Source organism: Bradyrhizobium sp. USDA 4461, assembly GCF_054055655.1.
The window spans coordinates 4,304,082-4,320,263 of record NZ_JBSRXM010000001.1 but is presented as its reverse complement, the minus strand read 5'-3'; the positions used below and the strand labels follow the sequence as shown (position 1 = coordinate 4,320,263).

At 57.3% G+C, this 16,182-nt stretch carries 12 protein-coding genes and 1 pseudogene; 7 read left to right on the top strand and 6 right to left on the bottom strand.

Annotated features, from left to right (window positions below):
* The first annotated feature begins 603 nt into the window (after positions 1-603).
* From ACVINW_RS20020 to ACVINW_RS20010, 3 genes are all read left to right on the top strand, one after another.
* Positions 604-1,728, top strand: coding sequence for a M20 family metallopeptidase (locus ACVINW_RS20020; RefSeq protein WP_456752873.1), 1,125 nt, complete (start codon positions 604-606; stop codon positions 1,726-1,728).
* Positions 1,729-2,670: 942 nt separating this feature from the next.
* Positions 2,671-2,934, top strand: a complete 264-nt coding sequence (locus ACVINW_RS20015; RefSeq protein WP_456752872.1) for a hypothetical protein — start codon at positions 2,671-2,673, stop codon at positions 2,932-2,934.
* 279 nt (positions 2,935-3,213) lie between these two features.
* Positions 3,214-4,530, top strand: a complete 1,317-nt coding sequence (locus ACVINW_RS20010) for a preATP grasp domain-containing protein (protein ID WP_456752871.1) — start codon at positions 3,214-3,216, stop codon at positions 4,528-4,530.
* Positions 4,531-4,620: 90 nt separating this feature from the next.
* Here the strand turns inward: ACVINW_RS20010 and eutB are convergent.
* From eutB to ACVINW_RS19985, 5 genes and pseudogenes are all read right to left on the bottom strand, one after another.
* Positions 4,621-5,025 (bottom strand): annotated as a pseudogene (gene eutB / locus ACVINW_RS20005) (ethanolamine ammonia-lyase subunit EutB).
* Between the two features lie 152 nt (positions 5,026-5,177).
* The gene (gene hisN / locus ACVINW_RS20000) at positions 5,178-5,966 is read right to left on the bottom strand and encodes a histidinol-phosphatase (RefSeq protein ID WP_456752870.1); all 789 of its coding nucleotides are present in this window, start codon (positions 5,964-5,966) and stop codon (positions 5,178-5,180) included.
* Positions 5,963-6,103: a hypothetical protein gene (locus ACVINW_RS19995; RefSeq protein ID WP_456752869.1), complete on the bottom strand. Its 141-nt coding sequence runs from the start codon at positions 6,101-6,103 to the stop codon at positions 5,963-5,965. The genes hisN and ACVINW_RS19995 overlap by 4 nt, the downstream gene beginning before the upstream one ends.
* 993 nt (positions 6,104-7,096) lie before the next feature.
* Complete coding sequence (locus ACVINW_RS19990) at positions 7,097-7,804, bottom strand: 2OG-Fe(II) oxygenase (protein ID WP_456752868.1); 708 nt, start codon at positions 7,802-7,804, stop codon at positions 7,097-7,099.
* Entirely contained in the window at positions 7,782-8,882 is a 1,101-nt protein-coding gene (locus ACVINW_RS19985; protein WP_456752867.1) for a GFA family protein, read from the bottom strand. Before ACVINW_RS19985 ends, ACVINW_RS19990 begins: the two co-directional genes overlap by 23 nt.
* A gap of 994 nt (positions 8,883-9,876) precedes the next feature.
* Between ACVINW_RS19985 and tcuC the strand changes: the two genes are divergently transcribed.
* Positions 9,877-11,220: a tricarballylate/proton symporter TcuC gene (gene tcuC / locus ACVINW_RS19980; protein ID WP_456756446.1), complete on the top strand. Its 1,344-nt coding sequence runs from the start codon at positions 9,877-9,879 to the stop codon at positions 11,218-11,220.
* Positions 11,221-11,920: 700 nt separating this feature from the next.
* Positions 11,921-13,237, top strand: a complete 1,317-nt coding sequence (locus ACVINW_RS19975; protein ID WP_456752866.1) for a DUF3422 family protein — start codon at positions 11,921-11,923, stop codon at positions 13,235-13,237.
* Between the two features lie 720 nt (positions 13,238-13,957).
* On the opposite strand, the gene ACVINW_RS19970 is transcribed toward ACVINW_RS19975, so the two are convergent.
* Positions 13,958-14,632, bottom strand: coding sequence for a 4'-phosphopantetheinyl transferase family protein (locus ACVINW_RS19970; protein WP_456752865.1), 675 nt, complete (start codon positions 14,630-14,632; stop codon positions 13,958-13,960).
* A 551-nt stretch (positions 14,633-15,183) separates the two neighbouring features.
* Between ACVINW_RS19970 and ACVINW_RS19965 the strand changes: the two genes are divergently transcribed.
* Complete coding sequence (locus tag ACVINW_RS19965) at positions 15,184-15,459, top strand: hypothetical protein (protein ID WP_456752864.1); 276 nt, start codon at positions 15,184-15,186, stop codon at positions 15,457-15,459.
* Positions 15,460-15,525: 66 nt separating this feature from the next.
* On the top strand, positions 15,526-15,726 hold the full coding sequence (locus ACVINW_RS19960; RefSeq protein WP_456752863.1) for a hypothetical protein: 201 nt from the start codon (positions 15,526-15,528) through the stop codon (positions 15,724-15,726).
* Positions 15,727-16,182 lie beyond the last annotated feature (456 nt).

Genomic DNA, 16,182 nt, shown 5'->3' with positions numbered 1-16,182 from the left:
CCGCCGACAACCGGATCATCCGCACGGGATCGCAGGAACACTCCAATCCGGCCGCAGCCCGCCCCCCGCTTCATAAGCGATGGGCGGGCTCTTTGCCGGACAGATCGGCGCGCTTCTCGTTGGCCGCCCCTTAAACACAGGCGGCGGCAGCTCGCATTTCCGCCTGCTATGACTACGCTCCGCGCGTTATCGTCCTACGCATCACCCTAATGGCCGAGGCTGTTGAGCTGTAGCGGATCTCAATGTGCGTTCGCTTGTGACGCACAATTCCGCCGTCGCGCATCAATGTCGAACGCGCCAGCAGGCGCCAAAATTGACGCGATGGAAATGCAATTTATGCAAGCATCGAAAAAATAGCAACAGCCACTATTCGCCCCACAATCGCCAGACCACGAGAGTTCCTCAAGATCAACTATTGCTTCAACACCTACCAGCTCTGGTAGCTCCGTTATGGGGAGCCGCGTAGCATCATCCGCTGCGGCAAGATCAAGCTCAGAGGTACATCCGAACTTCCACCGCTGCGCCCCTGACGGCTGTCCACGCTGGATCCTGGCGCGATTGAGTGGAACAAGTGATGTACGTCGCATCGGAAGGCATCAGATAATGTCCAGCAACCCGTTCGAAGCCGCGATGATACTCGACGGCATCCGCCGCTGGGTCGAGATCGAATCTCCGACGGAGCGGCCAGATCAGGTCAACAAACTTGCTGATCTCGTGGCGGAGGGCTATGGCGACTTGTCCGCTTCCGTTGAGCGCGTGGCGGGACGTGACGATCGAGGCGATCATTTGATCGCGCGCTCGTCCTGGGGCCAGGGCGTGCCAGGCATCCTGGTGCTGAGTCATCTCGACACCGTTCACCCGATGGGATTCATAAAGCGCCTGCCGTTCAAGGTCGAGGGCGATAAGGCATTTGGGCCCGGCATTTACGACATGAAGGGCGGTGCATATCTCGCTTACCATGCATTTCGGCAGATTTGCGCCGATGATGTCCGCCCGCCGCTAGGCATCACTCACATCTACGTATCCGACGAAGAGATCGGCAGCCCGACTTCGCGAGCGTTAATCGAGGCAGAAGGCCGCAAGGCCAAATATGTGCTTGTGACCGAGCCCGCGCGCGACGGCGGCAAGATCGTCACGGGCCGTAAGGGCATCGCCCGCTTCGACGTTTTTATCAGAGGCACGCCTGCCCACGCCGGCGCGCGTCCCGAAGACGGCTGCAGCGCAATCCGCGAACTCGGCAATGTGATCCAGGCTCTTGAGACGATGAATGATCTTCAGCGCGGGATCACAGTCAACGTCGGTGTGGTCCGCGGCGGCACCAGGCCGAACGTAATCGCCGAGGACGCTTATGCCGAAGTCGACATGCGGGTGCCGACCATGGCTGACGCCCACAAGTTAGTACCGACAATCCTCGGCATTAAGTCGCGCACCAAGGGCGTCACAGTAAAGATCTCAGGCGAATTGACGCGCCCGCCCTATGAGAAGAGCAGCGCCGGCGCGGCGCTTTATCAGCATGCCAAGGAAATCGCAACCGGGCTCGGCTTCAAGCTGCTCGACGTCTTTAGCGGTGGCGGCTCGGACGGCAATTTCACCGCGGCCCATACTGCGACCCTCGACGGCCTGGGTGTCGACGGCAAGGGTGCGCACACGCATTACGAGCAGCTTTACATCTCGTCGATTGAGCCGCGCGCCCGGCTCCTCTATCGCCTCTATCAGACGCTTCAATGATCTCGACCGGCCACAATTCCGACGCCTACGGACAAAGACCCAATCGCGCGGTTCGTTCGACCGGCGCAGGATAATACGCTGCTCTACTATCAGGCGCACTTTATCAAACAACTCCGCCGGAAATCGGCATCCGTCTCGTCAGCGCGGGATGGATCCGACTGAATCATGCAATGACAGCGCAACGGTCAGAACGAAATCCGCTGCGGCGCTGACAGGAGCGAGCCTTGGATCGGGGGAGCACGGATTATCGTCAACAGGCGCTCATCGGCTGCGAATGTATGGCGGCGACCTTCTGACGCAGTCCACGGTACAGAATGCTCTCGATGCCGGAGCCTTCCGCGCTACCCTCAGAGTATTGGCGGACTGATACTGGCAAGCAAAAGGACTTGAATCAGACGTAACGTTAAGTTGTACGATCTCGGCAGTGGCGCGAGGTCTCTTCTGCCGTCGGTCTTGTGAAGGATTGCGAATGTCTGGCTTGATGAGAACCAAGTCACAGTGGTTGATCATGATCCCCATCTCCGAGAACGAAGCGGCCGAGACAGTCGTGCAGCGAGGCCTGATCGCGTTGCGATGTCTCGCAGGTGATCGCAGATGGCCCGGCATTCCAGAAGCGGTACTAGCGGGCTGTCTTAGGCTGCCCAATTTGAGGACTCGTGAAATCGGAGGCGATCAACCTAAACCTCGCTTCCGACCTCTTGCAGAGGGCCGTTGCCTCCTAAACCTCGAAACTGACGGCCGGCCACAGTACCGAAAAACAGTCAAGAGGCGGCCTTTGGCTCCGTGCACGCCAACTTCCCGCGCTGGCACGACGTTCTCCTCGCGCGCACGCACGACAGGCCATGCGGCGGCAGGGATCTTCAAGAAATTCGAGCTGCAAGCGTCGTTCGGCCTGACCGGTGCGACTTCGGAAGAGATTGCCTGGTATTCTGGAGCAGCAAGTTGAAAGAGCCTGATGGCGCCAAACAGGTCCTGCTAGTTGACCACATTGAAGGCCAATGCCGGGCCATTGTCGGCTTCAAAGATGACGATCCGAGATCGGCATATATGTGCGGCGAGCCTGTCTATCAAAGACGAGGCAAGAAGCAGTCATCGTGGTGCGCCTATCACTACCGGCAGATGCACGCGACCGCCGTCGATCAGCAAGGGGTGACCGATCAAGTGCGTGACATACCCAAACTAACATCGATTGCTCGTAACCCATGACTGCCATCAAGACCACCGCCGTTCTGCAGAGGCCGCGCGCAAATAGCCACGGTCGCGCTGGAATGACGCGATCGAGGCCTTTTATGCCGAACTTCCGTCCAACTACCCTCGAGAGAAACATTCAAGCATACAATTATTAAGCTCGCGGAATATTGGTTCGACGGAATGCGGCACAAAGCCGATTTACGCTCACGGCCTCTGCGCAACGCGCCGCAGCGAGTTCGTCGTTATTCGCATGGCGATCTCTTCTGATCGTGCAAAAGGCCTTGGAGATCGGTATTGCCTCGTATCCTGATCATGAATGCCGGTACGCCACAAATGTCGGGAGAGGGTCTGACAGCGGCTCAAATCTCCTTCACCGCCAACTCGGCTTCGCGCTCGGCATGGTTTGCACAGGAGGACGACCTTATAGTCTCACCGGTAGCCCTCCGGCCGGACTTGTTGTCCTTCATTGGTGAAACGCTTGATTTCGATGCCTCGAGCCTTTCGCTGTTTGTGCCTGAATGCGGCGGCACGGCCAGCGTTCTTGACGACTGCACGCTGCTGTCAAATTCCGTTGTCGAGAGAATCAACAGCCATGTTCGGCAGAAATCGTCCTGGAGAATATATCCGTGCTATCCTAGTGAAGGCGTCGCGCGCCTGGCGGCCTTGCTGCGTATTCCGCTGAGCGGGAGCGGATTCGCTCTGCAACGGGGACCAGATCTATTGAACCGTAAGAGCCACTTCCGTCAATTGGCTACAAGTGTCGGACTCCCGTTGCCAAACGGATGCGTAACCACGAACTCAGACGATCTATTGCGAGCGGTTACGTCGCTGAGGTCTGAGACCGGCAACGTCATCGTCAAGTTGGACAATGGAGCCGGTGGAGTCGGAAACGTTATCCTGACCGCCCATGAGAGTGGTCCACTACCCGGGGCAAGAGATACAAGGCAAGTTACTTGGCCGTCATTTAATCCAGAAGAACTTTGGTCTGAGATGACCACAGCATCGTGCAATACACTGGTCGTGGAATCGTACCACTTGGCCCGGTCTCCCTTCTATCTTGAGTACGAAATCGAGGAGGACGGTTCGATCGCCTTCATCAACAGTGGAAGCATTCGCCTGCGTCGAAGCAGCGACCAATCCGAAAGGTCTCTCATTTGGACGGGACTTGAGCTGCCAAGCGATTTGACAAATGAACAATGGCTGGCTGCCCAGACACACGCCTACCGATTTGCGGAGCTCGCGCGAGGCCTCGGATACCGCGGAATGATCAACATCGATGCCATTTTCACGAGCCATGGGCGGCTGCTATTTAACGAGGCGAACGGGCGGTGGGGTGGAGGCTCGGTGTTACACAACATTGCCGTTCGGCTGCTGGGTGTCGACTACTCTGGATTCTACGTTATTTCATCCGTCAGAAATGTTCGATCACGCTCTCTTCAAGCGGCACATGACCGTTTCGTCAAGGAACGCTTTCTGTTCGACCGCACGCGCAAGGATGGTGTGATCCCGCTTGCTGCTGATGAGGATGCAGGCACGGTCGAATGCCTTGCAATTGCGCGCGATCGGGCCGCATCACGCGAGCTACAGCACCGACTATTGACAATGAATTGAACGAGATCTCAACGTGCCTTCTTGCGTCTATTGCCAACTCGCTCGTGTAGCCACTCGCTAGGACTGGTGGCAATCGATGCATAATTTCGTTCATGGCGCACGGAGTTTGTAGTCCAGGCAGATGCTATCGCGGACAATTCCGCGAATACGGTATCGTCGCGTGCACGTCGAAATCCGTCCCTTGAGCGCGATCGTCGAGCGGAATGTTGTGACCACTTCCCGCTTCGACGCCACCAAGATCAGATCCTGCAACCGCATGATCTTCGAGGACGCAGGGCATTTCAGACATCAGGCGGGCGCCACCGCCTCAAGCTACCGTTGGCCGGTTTCCGGCTTCAGCAGCCATTCGCGGAACTCGCCGACGGTGAGCGATGAGACGATCGCAAAGGCCGCCGGATCATGTCGATCCAAGATCAGGCGAGAGAGGTCGTCAGTATCGGCCGGAATCAGTTCCCCGGCCAGGAACGCCTTGAGCGACAGATCGGCGAGCGCCATTGGGCCGCAAGCCGCTCGACCGAAACGTCAGCGCCGATGCCGGCTAGCTGATCGTCCGGCCGCTCGGGCGTCACCTTGGCCATCGGATCCCTGGGGTCGGCAAAGCCAACGTCTGTGCCTCCAATGGCTGTCCTGTAGGGCATGATCGTTGGTTATCCCCGGATCAAGGCGAGCGCTTCGGCATGAAGCCGCGGCGTTGCGGTCGCTAGGACGCGCCCTTCCGAGTGAATCGAGAGCGGGCATCCCTCCCAATCGGTGATGCAGCCGCCGGCGCCCTGCACGATCGGCACCAGCGCCATGTAGTCATATGGCTGAAGCCCTGTTTCCAGAACGATGTCACAGTATCCCGACGCAAGCAGGCCATAGATGTAGCAATCGCCGCCGAAACGGCGCATCCGCGCAGCGCGCGACAACCGCTCGAATGGCACCATCTCGCCTTTGCGGAACATGTCAGGCGATGTCGTGTAGAAGCGCGCTTGGGCGACGCTCTCGCATGCGCTGGTCCGCGCCAATCCATCGCCGAACCGCGCCAAACCGGGCTTTGCCACCCACCGTTCGCCGGTAAAGGGAACGTCGATCACGCCGCAGAACGGCTGCTGCTGATAGGTCAACGCGATCAGCGTGCCGAATAAGGGAAAGCCGCTGATAAAGCTCCTGGTGCCGTCGATCGGGTCGACGATCCAGGTGAACGCGCCGCCCGGCTTGGCTCCGCTCTCCTCGCCGATGATGCCATGCTCCGGAAAGCGCGCCTCGATCCTTTCCCTGAGATGCAGCTCGACGGCTCGATCGGCGATCGTCACCGGGCTGGCATCCAACTTGGCGACGACATCCAACGGCGTGCGGAAATAGGACAGCACGATGGGCCTGACCGCATCGGCAAGCTCGGCGGCGAATGACAGATAGAAATCGGCATCGTCTGCCGTAACGGCATATCGGGTCATTGCAGCGCCTTCAGGAACAACGGCCATCGCGGATCGCGGATGAAGGAGCGCGTCCGCATATGCTTCGAGACGCTGTATTTGCAGAAATCGAAATCCAGCTCTTCGAGCTCCGGTTCTGCAACATCGTAGTGCTCCACTTGATGTCCGCGAGCGCCTCGTGGACGATGGGACCGCTCCTACGTCTGACAGGAATTGAAAACCTCAACCGCATCGATGCGGCGTGTGCCAAATCGCCCATCCTTCGCGAACGCTCCATTACCCTTCCAGATCAACATGCCCGGCGGCTATTCACCCGCACACGTGATCATCCTCTAAGAAACATCACCTGACCGAGCATGATCGTTAGGATTCCCCAAGCCCTCTTCGCGCCTGACTAACCCAGCCCCCTGACCAAAAGCTGACGGCCGCGATCAATTCCGCGGATTCCGGACCTTTCGCGGGCGTGATCCACCACGATCAACTTAAAACCAGATGCGCCGCAAGCGTCCAACTTGTGAGGGTTTTCCAGCCGCGCAGCCGGTCTCTGTCCAAGCCCCTCCACCAATCGTCGAGACTTAATGGACCTTGCCGCCGTTAGGTTACGGCAGCGGCTGCGAGTTCAAACTGAAGGGCTGGCCGTCAAAAATAGGGGCGACCTCCCCAACCTCGGTTCGATTTTTGCGATTTCAGCCCCCGCAATGAGGTTGTTGCAATCATGTCCGGAGTTATCCGCATCGGATGGATACGTCGAACACACGTCCTCAATAGCGGCTGTCGCGTGCATGGAAAGCGGCCTCCAATATTGCGTCAGATGACAATGTTACCGAAGCGCCCCCTGTGTCTTCTGAAGCCGCCCGCCACGAGCGGTTTCCGGTCCCGAACGCCACGCCGTCACGCCGACGGTGCAGACCAGGTCGTGCCGTCCTGTTCGTACGGCCGTATGTCCGCCTGTGCCGAGAAGGTGCTTTCCTTCCACACTCGGCGCCCCGTGATTGCTAGGCCAAGCCACGTCAATCCCGGGCTTGACGTTGCCATTATCAACGAAGGGTGTCAGGCATTGTCAGCATGAGGCGCACCGCAAAATATGGTCTCGGTCCGCAACCGATCCTCTCGGCGGTTCGCCCGTCGTCAAGCCATTCGGCCAATCCGGCTCATAGACTACCAGAAGTGCTTTCGATGGTCCTTCGGTTTACGCCGTCGCGTTTTGAACAGAAGTAGACCAGGGATCGGCGCTCACCAGTATGCACAGGTTTCACCTCGTGGCGGAGCTTACACGTTGTGATCAGCACGGCTCCAAATGGCGGTCGGAATACCTGCTGTTCGTAGGCGCTTGGATACACCACGAACTCTCCCCCTTTGAAGTTCTTCGCGAGCTGCACAATCACGGCGTACTCGAAATCGGGGTCGCTCGCAGCATCCAAATGGATGCCAACAAAAGAACCAGGAGGCATCCGATGCATTTGGCATCGGCGAATGACATAGTCTGATGATGCTCCCAATATTTTTTTCAGTGCGAAGCTGCGGTCTTTTCTTTGGAGGAGCTCGACAATCTGCCCCGGGGCTGCACCATCCGCGTTGCTGGGAGGGCGACCCGGCGGGTCTACGCGCACGCGTTTTACGAAGACATTGTGCGAGTCGCCGGCATCTCCCTCCCGCACTTCTTCCTCGGGAATCTCAGTCTGCAGCTGATCAATCCTAGCCAGGTCATCTTGGGTGAACAACGTCTGCGGACCGATTACCACCGTGCCCTTCACCAACAGCTCTATGCGATATTTCGTCAGAATGTTCCTCTGAAAGCAGGCGGGCCTTTTCATTCGCTGCGCGCGGCATTCGTGGTCACTCCAAGATGTGATCTTCAAGACGGTATTCCAAGCCGCCTTCGTGCATTGAGCGGAGCGCTTGCTCCCAGTGCTCGCCATCGAAGTCGTCTATTCTTGCGATTTCGATGGCTTTTCTATCCAAACATCGAACATTGACACTGAATCCAGAAGGGTCCGATCGCGGCCTATAGAAAGGCTTTACGCCGCAAAACCGACAAAAAGTGTGCCGGGCGATATTCTTGTTGAACTGGTAGGTCGTGAGGGATTCTTCGCCGCGCTCTACGCTGAGCTTGTCGCCAGTCACGAGCAAGTGCAGAAATCCGGACATCCTACAGATTGAACAATTGCATCGAACTACCGAGACCTTCCGCGGCGCGCGCACGCGGAACCTAACGGAACCACAATGGCAGCGGCCACGATGCTCGATCTCCGCTCGGCCACCTGCTTTCCCAGGCGGGAGAATTCGAAGTAGGTCGCGGCACCACTGTACATTGAGCTGATAGGCTTGATTAAACTCGCCCATGAAGCGAACATTGCGGTCGACCGGGACGAGCTCGCGGACGAGCCGGCTTGTCATCTCTCCGTGATATTTCTCTGCCGGATCGTCACCGCCGACATGACTCCGGAAGTATTCGAGATCACCGGCCTGCACATCAAAGATCCTGGTCAAAGTGGACCAGAGTACCTGGATCATTTCCGCAGCATGTAGCTCAAAAGCGACCATGTAGGCGCAACGGATTAGGGGATCTATCGATGACAACCCATCATAGAGGCAATGCAGGTAGCGTTTCGTCGTGGCGCTGTAGTTAGGCTGTATTGTTCGGCCGAGTAATCGCGACGCATCTTTTCTAAGCAGGTTCGAGTGGAAGCTTTCGGTAGCCAGAATTTCGGGTAGCGCCGCCTTGCCGCCCTGGATAACTCGGCCATAGCCGCCGGTCTCATCCCAACAGATGAAATTTGCGACCACGCTGGTCAGCTCAATATCCCTGGTAACGTCCCGATTGTGATGCATGGCGTCGAATATGAGGTTCTTTTGCGAGCCCGCCTGCAGGTACGGGAACGCCTGTGACATCGCCAGGTATTCAGGCAGCAGGCTTACAACCTGTGCTCTGGACATCTCCGCAGCGAATGGATGCGGGCCAAACTGAACTCGTGCGTGCTCAGCCAAGTGCTCACAGAATATGTGCGAAGGCTCATCTTGTTTGAATTGAGACGTTTGAGAAGACCTCATTTGGATCCTGTCATGAGGAGAGAACGATCACTCGAGCGAGGGCCATGGGTTAGCAGCGAGATCAAATAGTTCGCTGGTTCGACGCTTTTGGCCGCATCAAATCGTGGCGCCCCCGCCATCTTAGCAGTATCGACGCTTGCCCGATGAGCTTGGCCGGTTCATGAAGGCGTCGGAGAAACGCGCCGTCCGGTCGAAGCGGCGCCGCGCCGGCTTCCGATCCACAAGCAATCCGATGCCGAGAGTAACCTGGGCGCTACTCATCGCTCGCAGAATCGTGGTGAAATACGGCAGCCGCCCGGCGCGCGGGCCTCAAGACCAAAGAGATCACCGCTGGATTTGGCTTGTTCTGCTTGCATTCCGTCGCCGTCCTGTGTTGTTGCATCCTTGCAGCAATTGCCGTGCCAATCCGACACTGCCCCATAAGTTCCGGAGCACGTTGAGAGACCCGTCACGACCGTTCCTCGTTGCAAATGTCTTGAAGCTGACAGGGCTCTGCACGGCGGTCAGAAACCGGACAGCGAAAACAGACACGCTTCCAATCTACAGGACATGGGCTAATAGACTGCCAAAGACTGCTTGAGCAGCGCCGCGTACCCGACCTTATGAACAACCGGCCGTCACGGATGTTTGCCGAACTTCATCTCGAGTCAGGCTAACTCGCGGCCATTTTTGCGGAGGAACACTCGTGCTTCCGCCAACACAGCCTGAAAAAACCGTGCACCGATTTGGCGGCCGCCGAAAATATGCCCCAAAGATAGGGCGCCTTCCGGTCGGTCGCTAATGTCTTGAACGACAAAGTCACGGCCTGATTGCAATTGGGCCGGCGTAAGGTTTTGCCGCGACCGGCCTTCGACTGGGAAGGAAACTCGCGGTGTCACAAATGTTCGTTCAGCACGCCTCGGTCAAATCGCGTCTAAATGCGATCCTCCGTGCGACCAGCGGCAATTTTCTCGAGCAGTTCGACTTCTTCCTATTTGGCTTTTACGCGACCGCCATTGGGAACGCTTTTTTCCCCGCAGAGAACGAAACCGCCTCATTGCTTAACACGTTTGGCGTGTTCTGGCTGGGCGCTTTAATGCGTCCGGTGGGCGCGATTGTGCTGGGAGCCTATATAGACAGGATTGGACGTCGCCAAGGCCTGATCATCACCTTGTCGATCATGGCAGTCGGCACTGTGATTATCGCCTTCTGTCCAAGCCATGCGACAATCGGAATTGCCGCTCCCGTTATTGTTCTAGCCGGACGGCTGCTCCAGGGCTTTTCCGCCGGCGTCGAAGTCGGCGGCGTTTCAGTCTATCTGGCGGAGATCGCAACCCCAGGCAATCGTGGTTTCTACACTTCGTTCCAGTCGTCCAGCCAGCAGGTCGCGATCTTTGTCGCGGCGATCGCGGGTTACCTGCTCAACGAATCGATGCCGGTGGAGGCCGTGGCCTCCTGGGGGTGGCGAATTCCCTTCTTTCTTGGTTGTCTTATCATCCCGCTCATCTTCTTCCTTCGTCGAACGCTGGAAGAAACTCCTGAATTTCTGGCGATGAAGAAGCATCCCACAGCAGGCGAGGTTATGGCCTCTGCGCTTGCGAATTGGCGCACTGTCGTCCTCGGGATGATGATGGCTATGCTGAGCACGGCGACCTTCTATTTCGTTACCGTCTACACGCCCACGTTCGGCAAGACCGTCTTGAAGCTATCCACCCAGGATGCGCTCTTGGTGACACTCCTGGTCGCCGTGACCAACTTCATCTGGAATCCAATTGGCGGCGCCCTCTCCGACCGTGTTGGCCGCAAGCCAGTTCTACTCGCCATTGCTAGCCTTGCCTTGATAACGGCCTATCCGGCTTTGAATTGGCTGGTAAGCGCCCCCACTTTCGGCAAGATGTTGGCAGTGGCGATGATGTTCTCTTTCTACTTTGGCACCTACAGCGGAACTATGCTGGGCGCTCTGGTCGAGATCGTACCTGCGCATGTGCGCACAACCTGCTTCTCCCTGGCCTTCGCACTCGCGGCCGCCCTGTTTGGTACTTTCACTCCACTTGCCTCGACTTGGCTCATTGAACGAACCAATGACAAGGCTTCGCCCGGGTTCTGGCTGATGTTTGCAGCCGCACTTAGCGTGATCGCTGCACTCACGATCTATCGAGGAACTTCTAAGCCATCGAAAGCCGCGCAGCCTGTGCGCCCCGAACCGCCCGACAGCGCTTTAGGCGTGCAGGCCGCATCGCGCTAACGTGTTGTTCTCAGTCGCTGACTGCCGGTCTTCGTTCATGACGACCTCATGCGGAGCTCAGCCACGACGCCTGGCAGTCACCTTACAGCGCGTGTAGTATTATTGCCGGGGAATGCTTGACCGCTGAAGAGGGATTCGCAGCCGTTAGTCGGCAGCGGCCGATCGTCGTATCAGCATTCCCCGGCCGAAGCGCGGAGGCAGATTCAGCGCGCAAACCTCCTACGTGAGGACGGCACGGCTGAATGTCGCCGCGTTTCATGTCCGACATCTTTCTCTGACAGTTTTCAACGGGTCATATCGCTGCCAAAAGCACAGCTTTTCGCTCGTTTCGTGCTGGCCCAGATCCTGCATCGCGTCCAATTGCGAGACGAGACGGGCGACGCCAGGATGAGAGTCATGATTGCGCTATTGATTCATTCATCGACGGTGGGGAGCCGGCGACGGCGATTGGCAATGTCACGCGAGCGGAAGAATAAAAGTCGTGCGAACGTCGGTGGTGCCACCGGGCTATTCTGGTGGCAGGTCTACGCTCCACGACACGTGCGCCAACCCATCGATACCAAGCGATATTTGTGCGGGTCGGCTGGCAACCACCGACACTTGGCGCGGCTTGCGCGAATCGGTGCGACTTCGAGCTGACCCACCACGCCGCATTGCGGGCCTGCGCAAATGCAGTTTCTGAAATGAGGGGCTTACAAACGTGCTCGATCGACTGGATCCTCACACTTTCAAGCTGCATCCGCAGCGCGACGTCGTGCTCAACGAGGTGCATGCGCGCCCGTTTATGCAGCTTGTTCCACCATTCAAGGTGATCCACTACGCATTTCTTGCGAAGGACGATGCGGCGGCAAGCGATCGCCGCGGCTTCGTCGCATTTTGTCGGGATCGCGACCTTCCCTCACCGCGGCCCTCAGCGAAACATCACCAGATTGCTATCGGACCTGTGACGCTTCGTTGGGAACAGCATGCCGAGTTCGCCACCTTCACATGGATAGTCAGTAGTTCGGCCGATCGCCAGGCGGAGGGCGCCCCGGGCGCGGTTCACTCCCTGATGCGAGCGTTGCGGCAGGAAGGACAATTGCTGGTCGCAATCAAGTTGGATGTAGAGCAAGACGCCTGCCCATTGAGACGAGCCGAGCAACTTTTCGACAAGAGCAGCCTGGCTATGGCCCGCATAAAGGGCGGAGAAAGTGTCATGGCTTCTGATTTTCGCGTTGACCAAAATGGTTTCACCAGGATTCTCGTCTGCGACCTCGGCTTGACACCGCACAATCTCGGCGCATTGGTGCAGCGCCTGCTTGAAGTCGAGACATATCGTCCGCTGGCGCTACTTGGTCTATCGACAGCACTTGAGCTCGGTCCATTCGTGGATCGCATCGATAGACGTCTTGGCGAGGTACTCGAAGAAATGCAGGGCGCGGAGGGATTGAAACTCAACAACCATCTACTTGCCGAACTGACCTCGTTGGCCGCCTCGTTCGAGCGAGGTGCGACCGGAAGCCTGTTTCGGTTCGGCGCCAGCCGAGCCTATTACGAATTGGTCCAATCCCGCTTATCTATCATCGAAGGCAGCGAGATTGCGGACTATCCGACCTGGTCGTCGTTCCTCGCGCGCCGGGTGGCACCTGCCATGCGGACTTGCGACACGACTGCGGATCGCGAAGCAACCCTGTCGGTCAAGCTGGCGCGTGCCGCAGATCTGTTGCGAACCCGCGTTGACGTCGAAATCGAACGCCAGAATCGGGATCTGCTGCACGCTATCAATGAACGCGCCGGGCAGCAGCTTCGGCTGCAATGCACGGTAGAGGGTTTATCAGTCGCGGCGATAGGATATTACGTGGTCAGCCTGTTTGGCTACCTTGCCAAGGGAGCCCATGATGTCGGACTTCATGTGGAGCCCTCTTATCTAACCGCAGGATGCGTGCCGATCGCAGTCGGTGTGATCTGGCTGGTCAGCTACAATACTCGGAAGAGACATCTCAAGCACCGCGACGAGCCGTCCGCCATGCGCGAGTAAGCACCCGTTTCAGCTATAAACAGGAGAACTTAACGACGTTAATCCCCTTGGCCGCCGGATGCGCTCCCTCGCACCGTCAACAGTGCGCAAACCCGACTTTGGCCCATTGCTGCGGTAGGATCAAAGATGCTGCTGCCGTCTTCCGCAAGCTATCAGCTCGCGGGCGGGATACGACGGCAGCGTGACAGATTATCCCCTCTCCCGAGGCAGGGACGGGGTGCCGCCAAATTGCATCGCTGAGAATGGCTGCAGGCGACCCTCTCCGGATTGGCAGGCGAGACCGTTCGGGTTCGGCGAAGAAAAATCTCGTTCTCGAGCCCAGGTGGTCCTAGCATGGCCGTGTAGTTCACACCCGAAATTGTCAAATTGTCTCCGGCTGAGAAGCGCTGGGCAGCAGCGTCGTGCAGGCGCATTCCTTCTTTGAGGTCTGCCGACGCCCATTGGTCGCCGGGCTGCCGGCCCGTTGGGAGGTACAGCTCTCCATCTCGCACCCCAAGGCTGGGAGCGCACCGCCTCCTATGGTGCGCCTCTGGTGCCGCATCCCACAACGCACGGTAGCGGGACGAACTTTCAAATTGATCGCACCCGTGACGCTCCCATCCGACCTTTGCAAGATATTTCAACAGACATCGTTTCTCATCGTATGGACCACAACGTGTTGCCCTGATCTGCGCAGCGCAGAATTTGGAAAACGAGATGGTGAGGACGCAACAGGCTGCATTAGGCACCTCGAAATCGCAGAGCTAATGCAAGAACTCCTCCCAAAAACGGGAAGTAGATTCCATTTATGGCTCGACTGCCGAAGCTCATTGGCTTTTCCAAGTTGACAATCTCCGCCTCAAACACCCCATTCTCGTCATTCGTCCTAACCATGACATCGTGCAACTCCAGGAACTCCCCGGTTGCTGGCGCATATGCTTTGTATACGGCTTCCTTTATCGCAAAGATCAATTTTGCGCCGAAACGACTGCTGGCCCAATCTCTGCGATCCATTTCCGCTGGAGTGCATATAATTGGCAAAAGGTCCGCTTCGAGTGGTTCGGTATCTTCAATATCTAGTCCCACAGCGAGCAGGTTGCATGAGCGCCCAACAACAGCTCCGCAATTACACGAAGAATGAGAAATGCTCCCGACGATTCCTGAAGGCCAAATCGGAGCCCGATTTACTCCCCGCAAAATCGGAAGAGAGGTAAGGCCCAGATCGCGCAACGCTTCACGAGCGTGGTACCGTCCCCAGGCAAACTCACGCCGACGACGTGGCGAGACATTCCCCAACATCTCAGCTTCAGCAGGGAAAGGGCCAGGAGCCGGATCACGTATGGGCCCGCCCGAAAAACTGATTTCGCGCGACAAAGCAGCGCCGCCAGCAACCCCTAACATCGTGAGCGTTTGCATACCTTATCGAGCCCTTGTTCTAGGAGAGCGAACGCGCTTGAGACGCTCGTGGGAGTGTTCGGCGGCTCGAGGGAGTCAGCCCTGGGTCGAGAACATCAATGACTTACTAGCCGTACTACTGGGCTTATCAGACCGAAAATGGGCATTCGTCGCACAATCATAGCCACGTTCGTTATCGCACTGATGATGATATTGATGGGGGACGTACGATAATAGACGCGATCGTGGTGGTCTGCACCGGATCGAAGTCAAGGATAGCACGGGCAATCCAGACCAGGCAGTTTCAGCAATCCGGCATCGTAAAATCCATATTCTGCCACCGATAGGCAAGCAGTCGCGGTATCCAGCTTTGACTTTGACAATGATCCACGCCGAGGAAAAAGGAGCGCCAAAGAACAGAAAGAAGATTGAATGGAAACTCTTGACCGATCTTCCGGTGCAATCGCGCGGGGATGCGATCGAGACACTCGACTGGTATTCCCTACGATCGAGGTCTTCAAGATGCTCCCGGCTGTAGGGCAGAGACTCGCAACTGCGGACCTGCTCAGCGATTGACGATTCTGATCTCGGTGTTCAGCATTGTGAGCTGGCGCATTTTTTGGATGACGATGCTCAATCGTTCAGCGCCAAATGCCTCACCGGTATTTGCGCTGACCAAAGCTGAAATCCAATGGCTTGATCGGCTCGTCAAGGACACGACTCCAGTCAGCGCACAACGAAAGACATTATCCTCTTATCTCATCAAGACCGTCAGGCTCGGCGGCTATCTAGCCCCCGCCAACGATCCGCCACCAGGGATTCTGATCATGTGGCGCAAACTATCGTGATTCATCGACATCGCAACGGGAGCGACACTCTGACTCAGAAATGCGGGTAATCGTAAGCTTCGTCGTATGCTTACTGCAAGGCGGCTCATCGAGGCGATGGCCGAGGAGTTTTCGAGCCGCCTTGAGCAACGGCTCGCCGATCATCACCTAACCGGAAACGGCGATGCCGAGTTACAGTGCGGGTTCCAGATCCGCGAGGAGATCGCACACGAGATCAAGGCCACTCTGATGCGTCAGCTGCTTGAGGACCGCGCGCTTGAGCTGTGAAGCGGCCATCCAATTGCGTGGGACTGCAACAGTCGATGCGCGATGGCGCTCGCCGTATCAGCGTTCGCGTCGGGTGTTACTGACAACCTAATTTGTCACGTGACAATCGGAATCCCTCGTGCTGGCGCGATTGCTTGTCGATATAGCGCTTGTGCCTCACCATGCACTTTCGTGATAACGCACCAGCCTCGATACGCCGCCTTTCTCAGGTCGTCATCACCCAGTTTCCGTCATGCTCACACAGACGGGGTGAGCGCTAGATCACCGTTTAAACCATCGTATAGCCTCTACATACGCTTCAATGGAGAGCGTCTACTCCAATATGGTTGGGTAAATGCTCGTTCATTCGATAGCTTGCGTGCTGCGCAGGGCTTGTCGGGAGCACGGACTTTAACGAGCAATGAACAAACGGGACTGCAGGACAGTAGACAGACCGCCTGTGGCACAGAAAGCGAC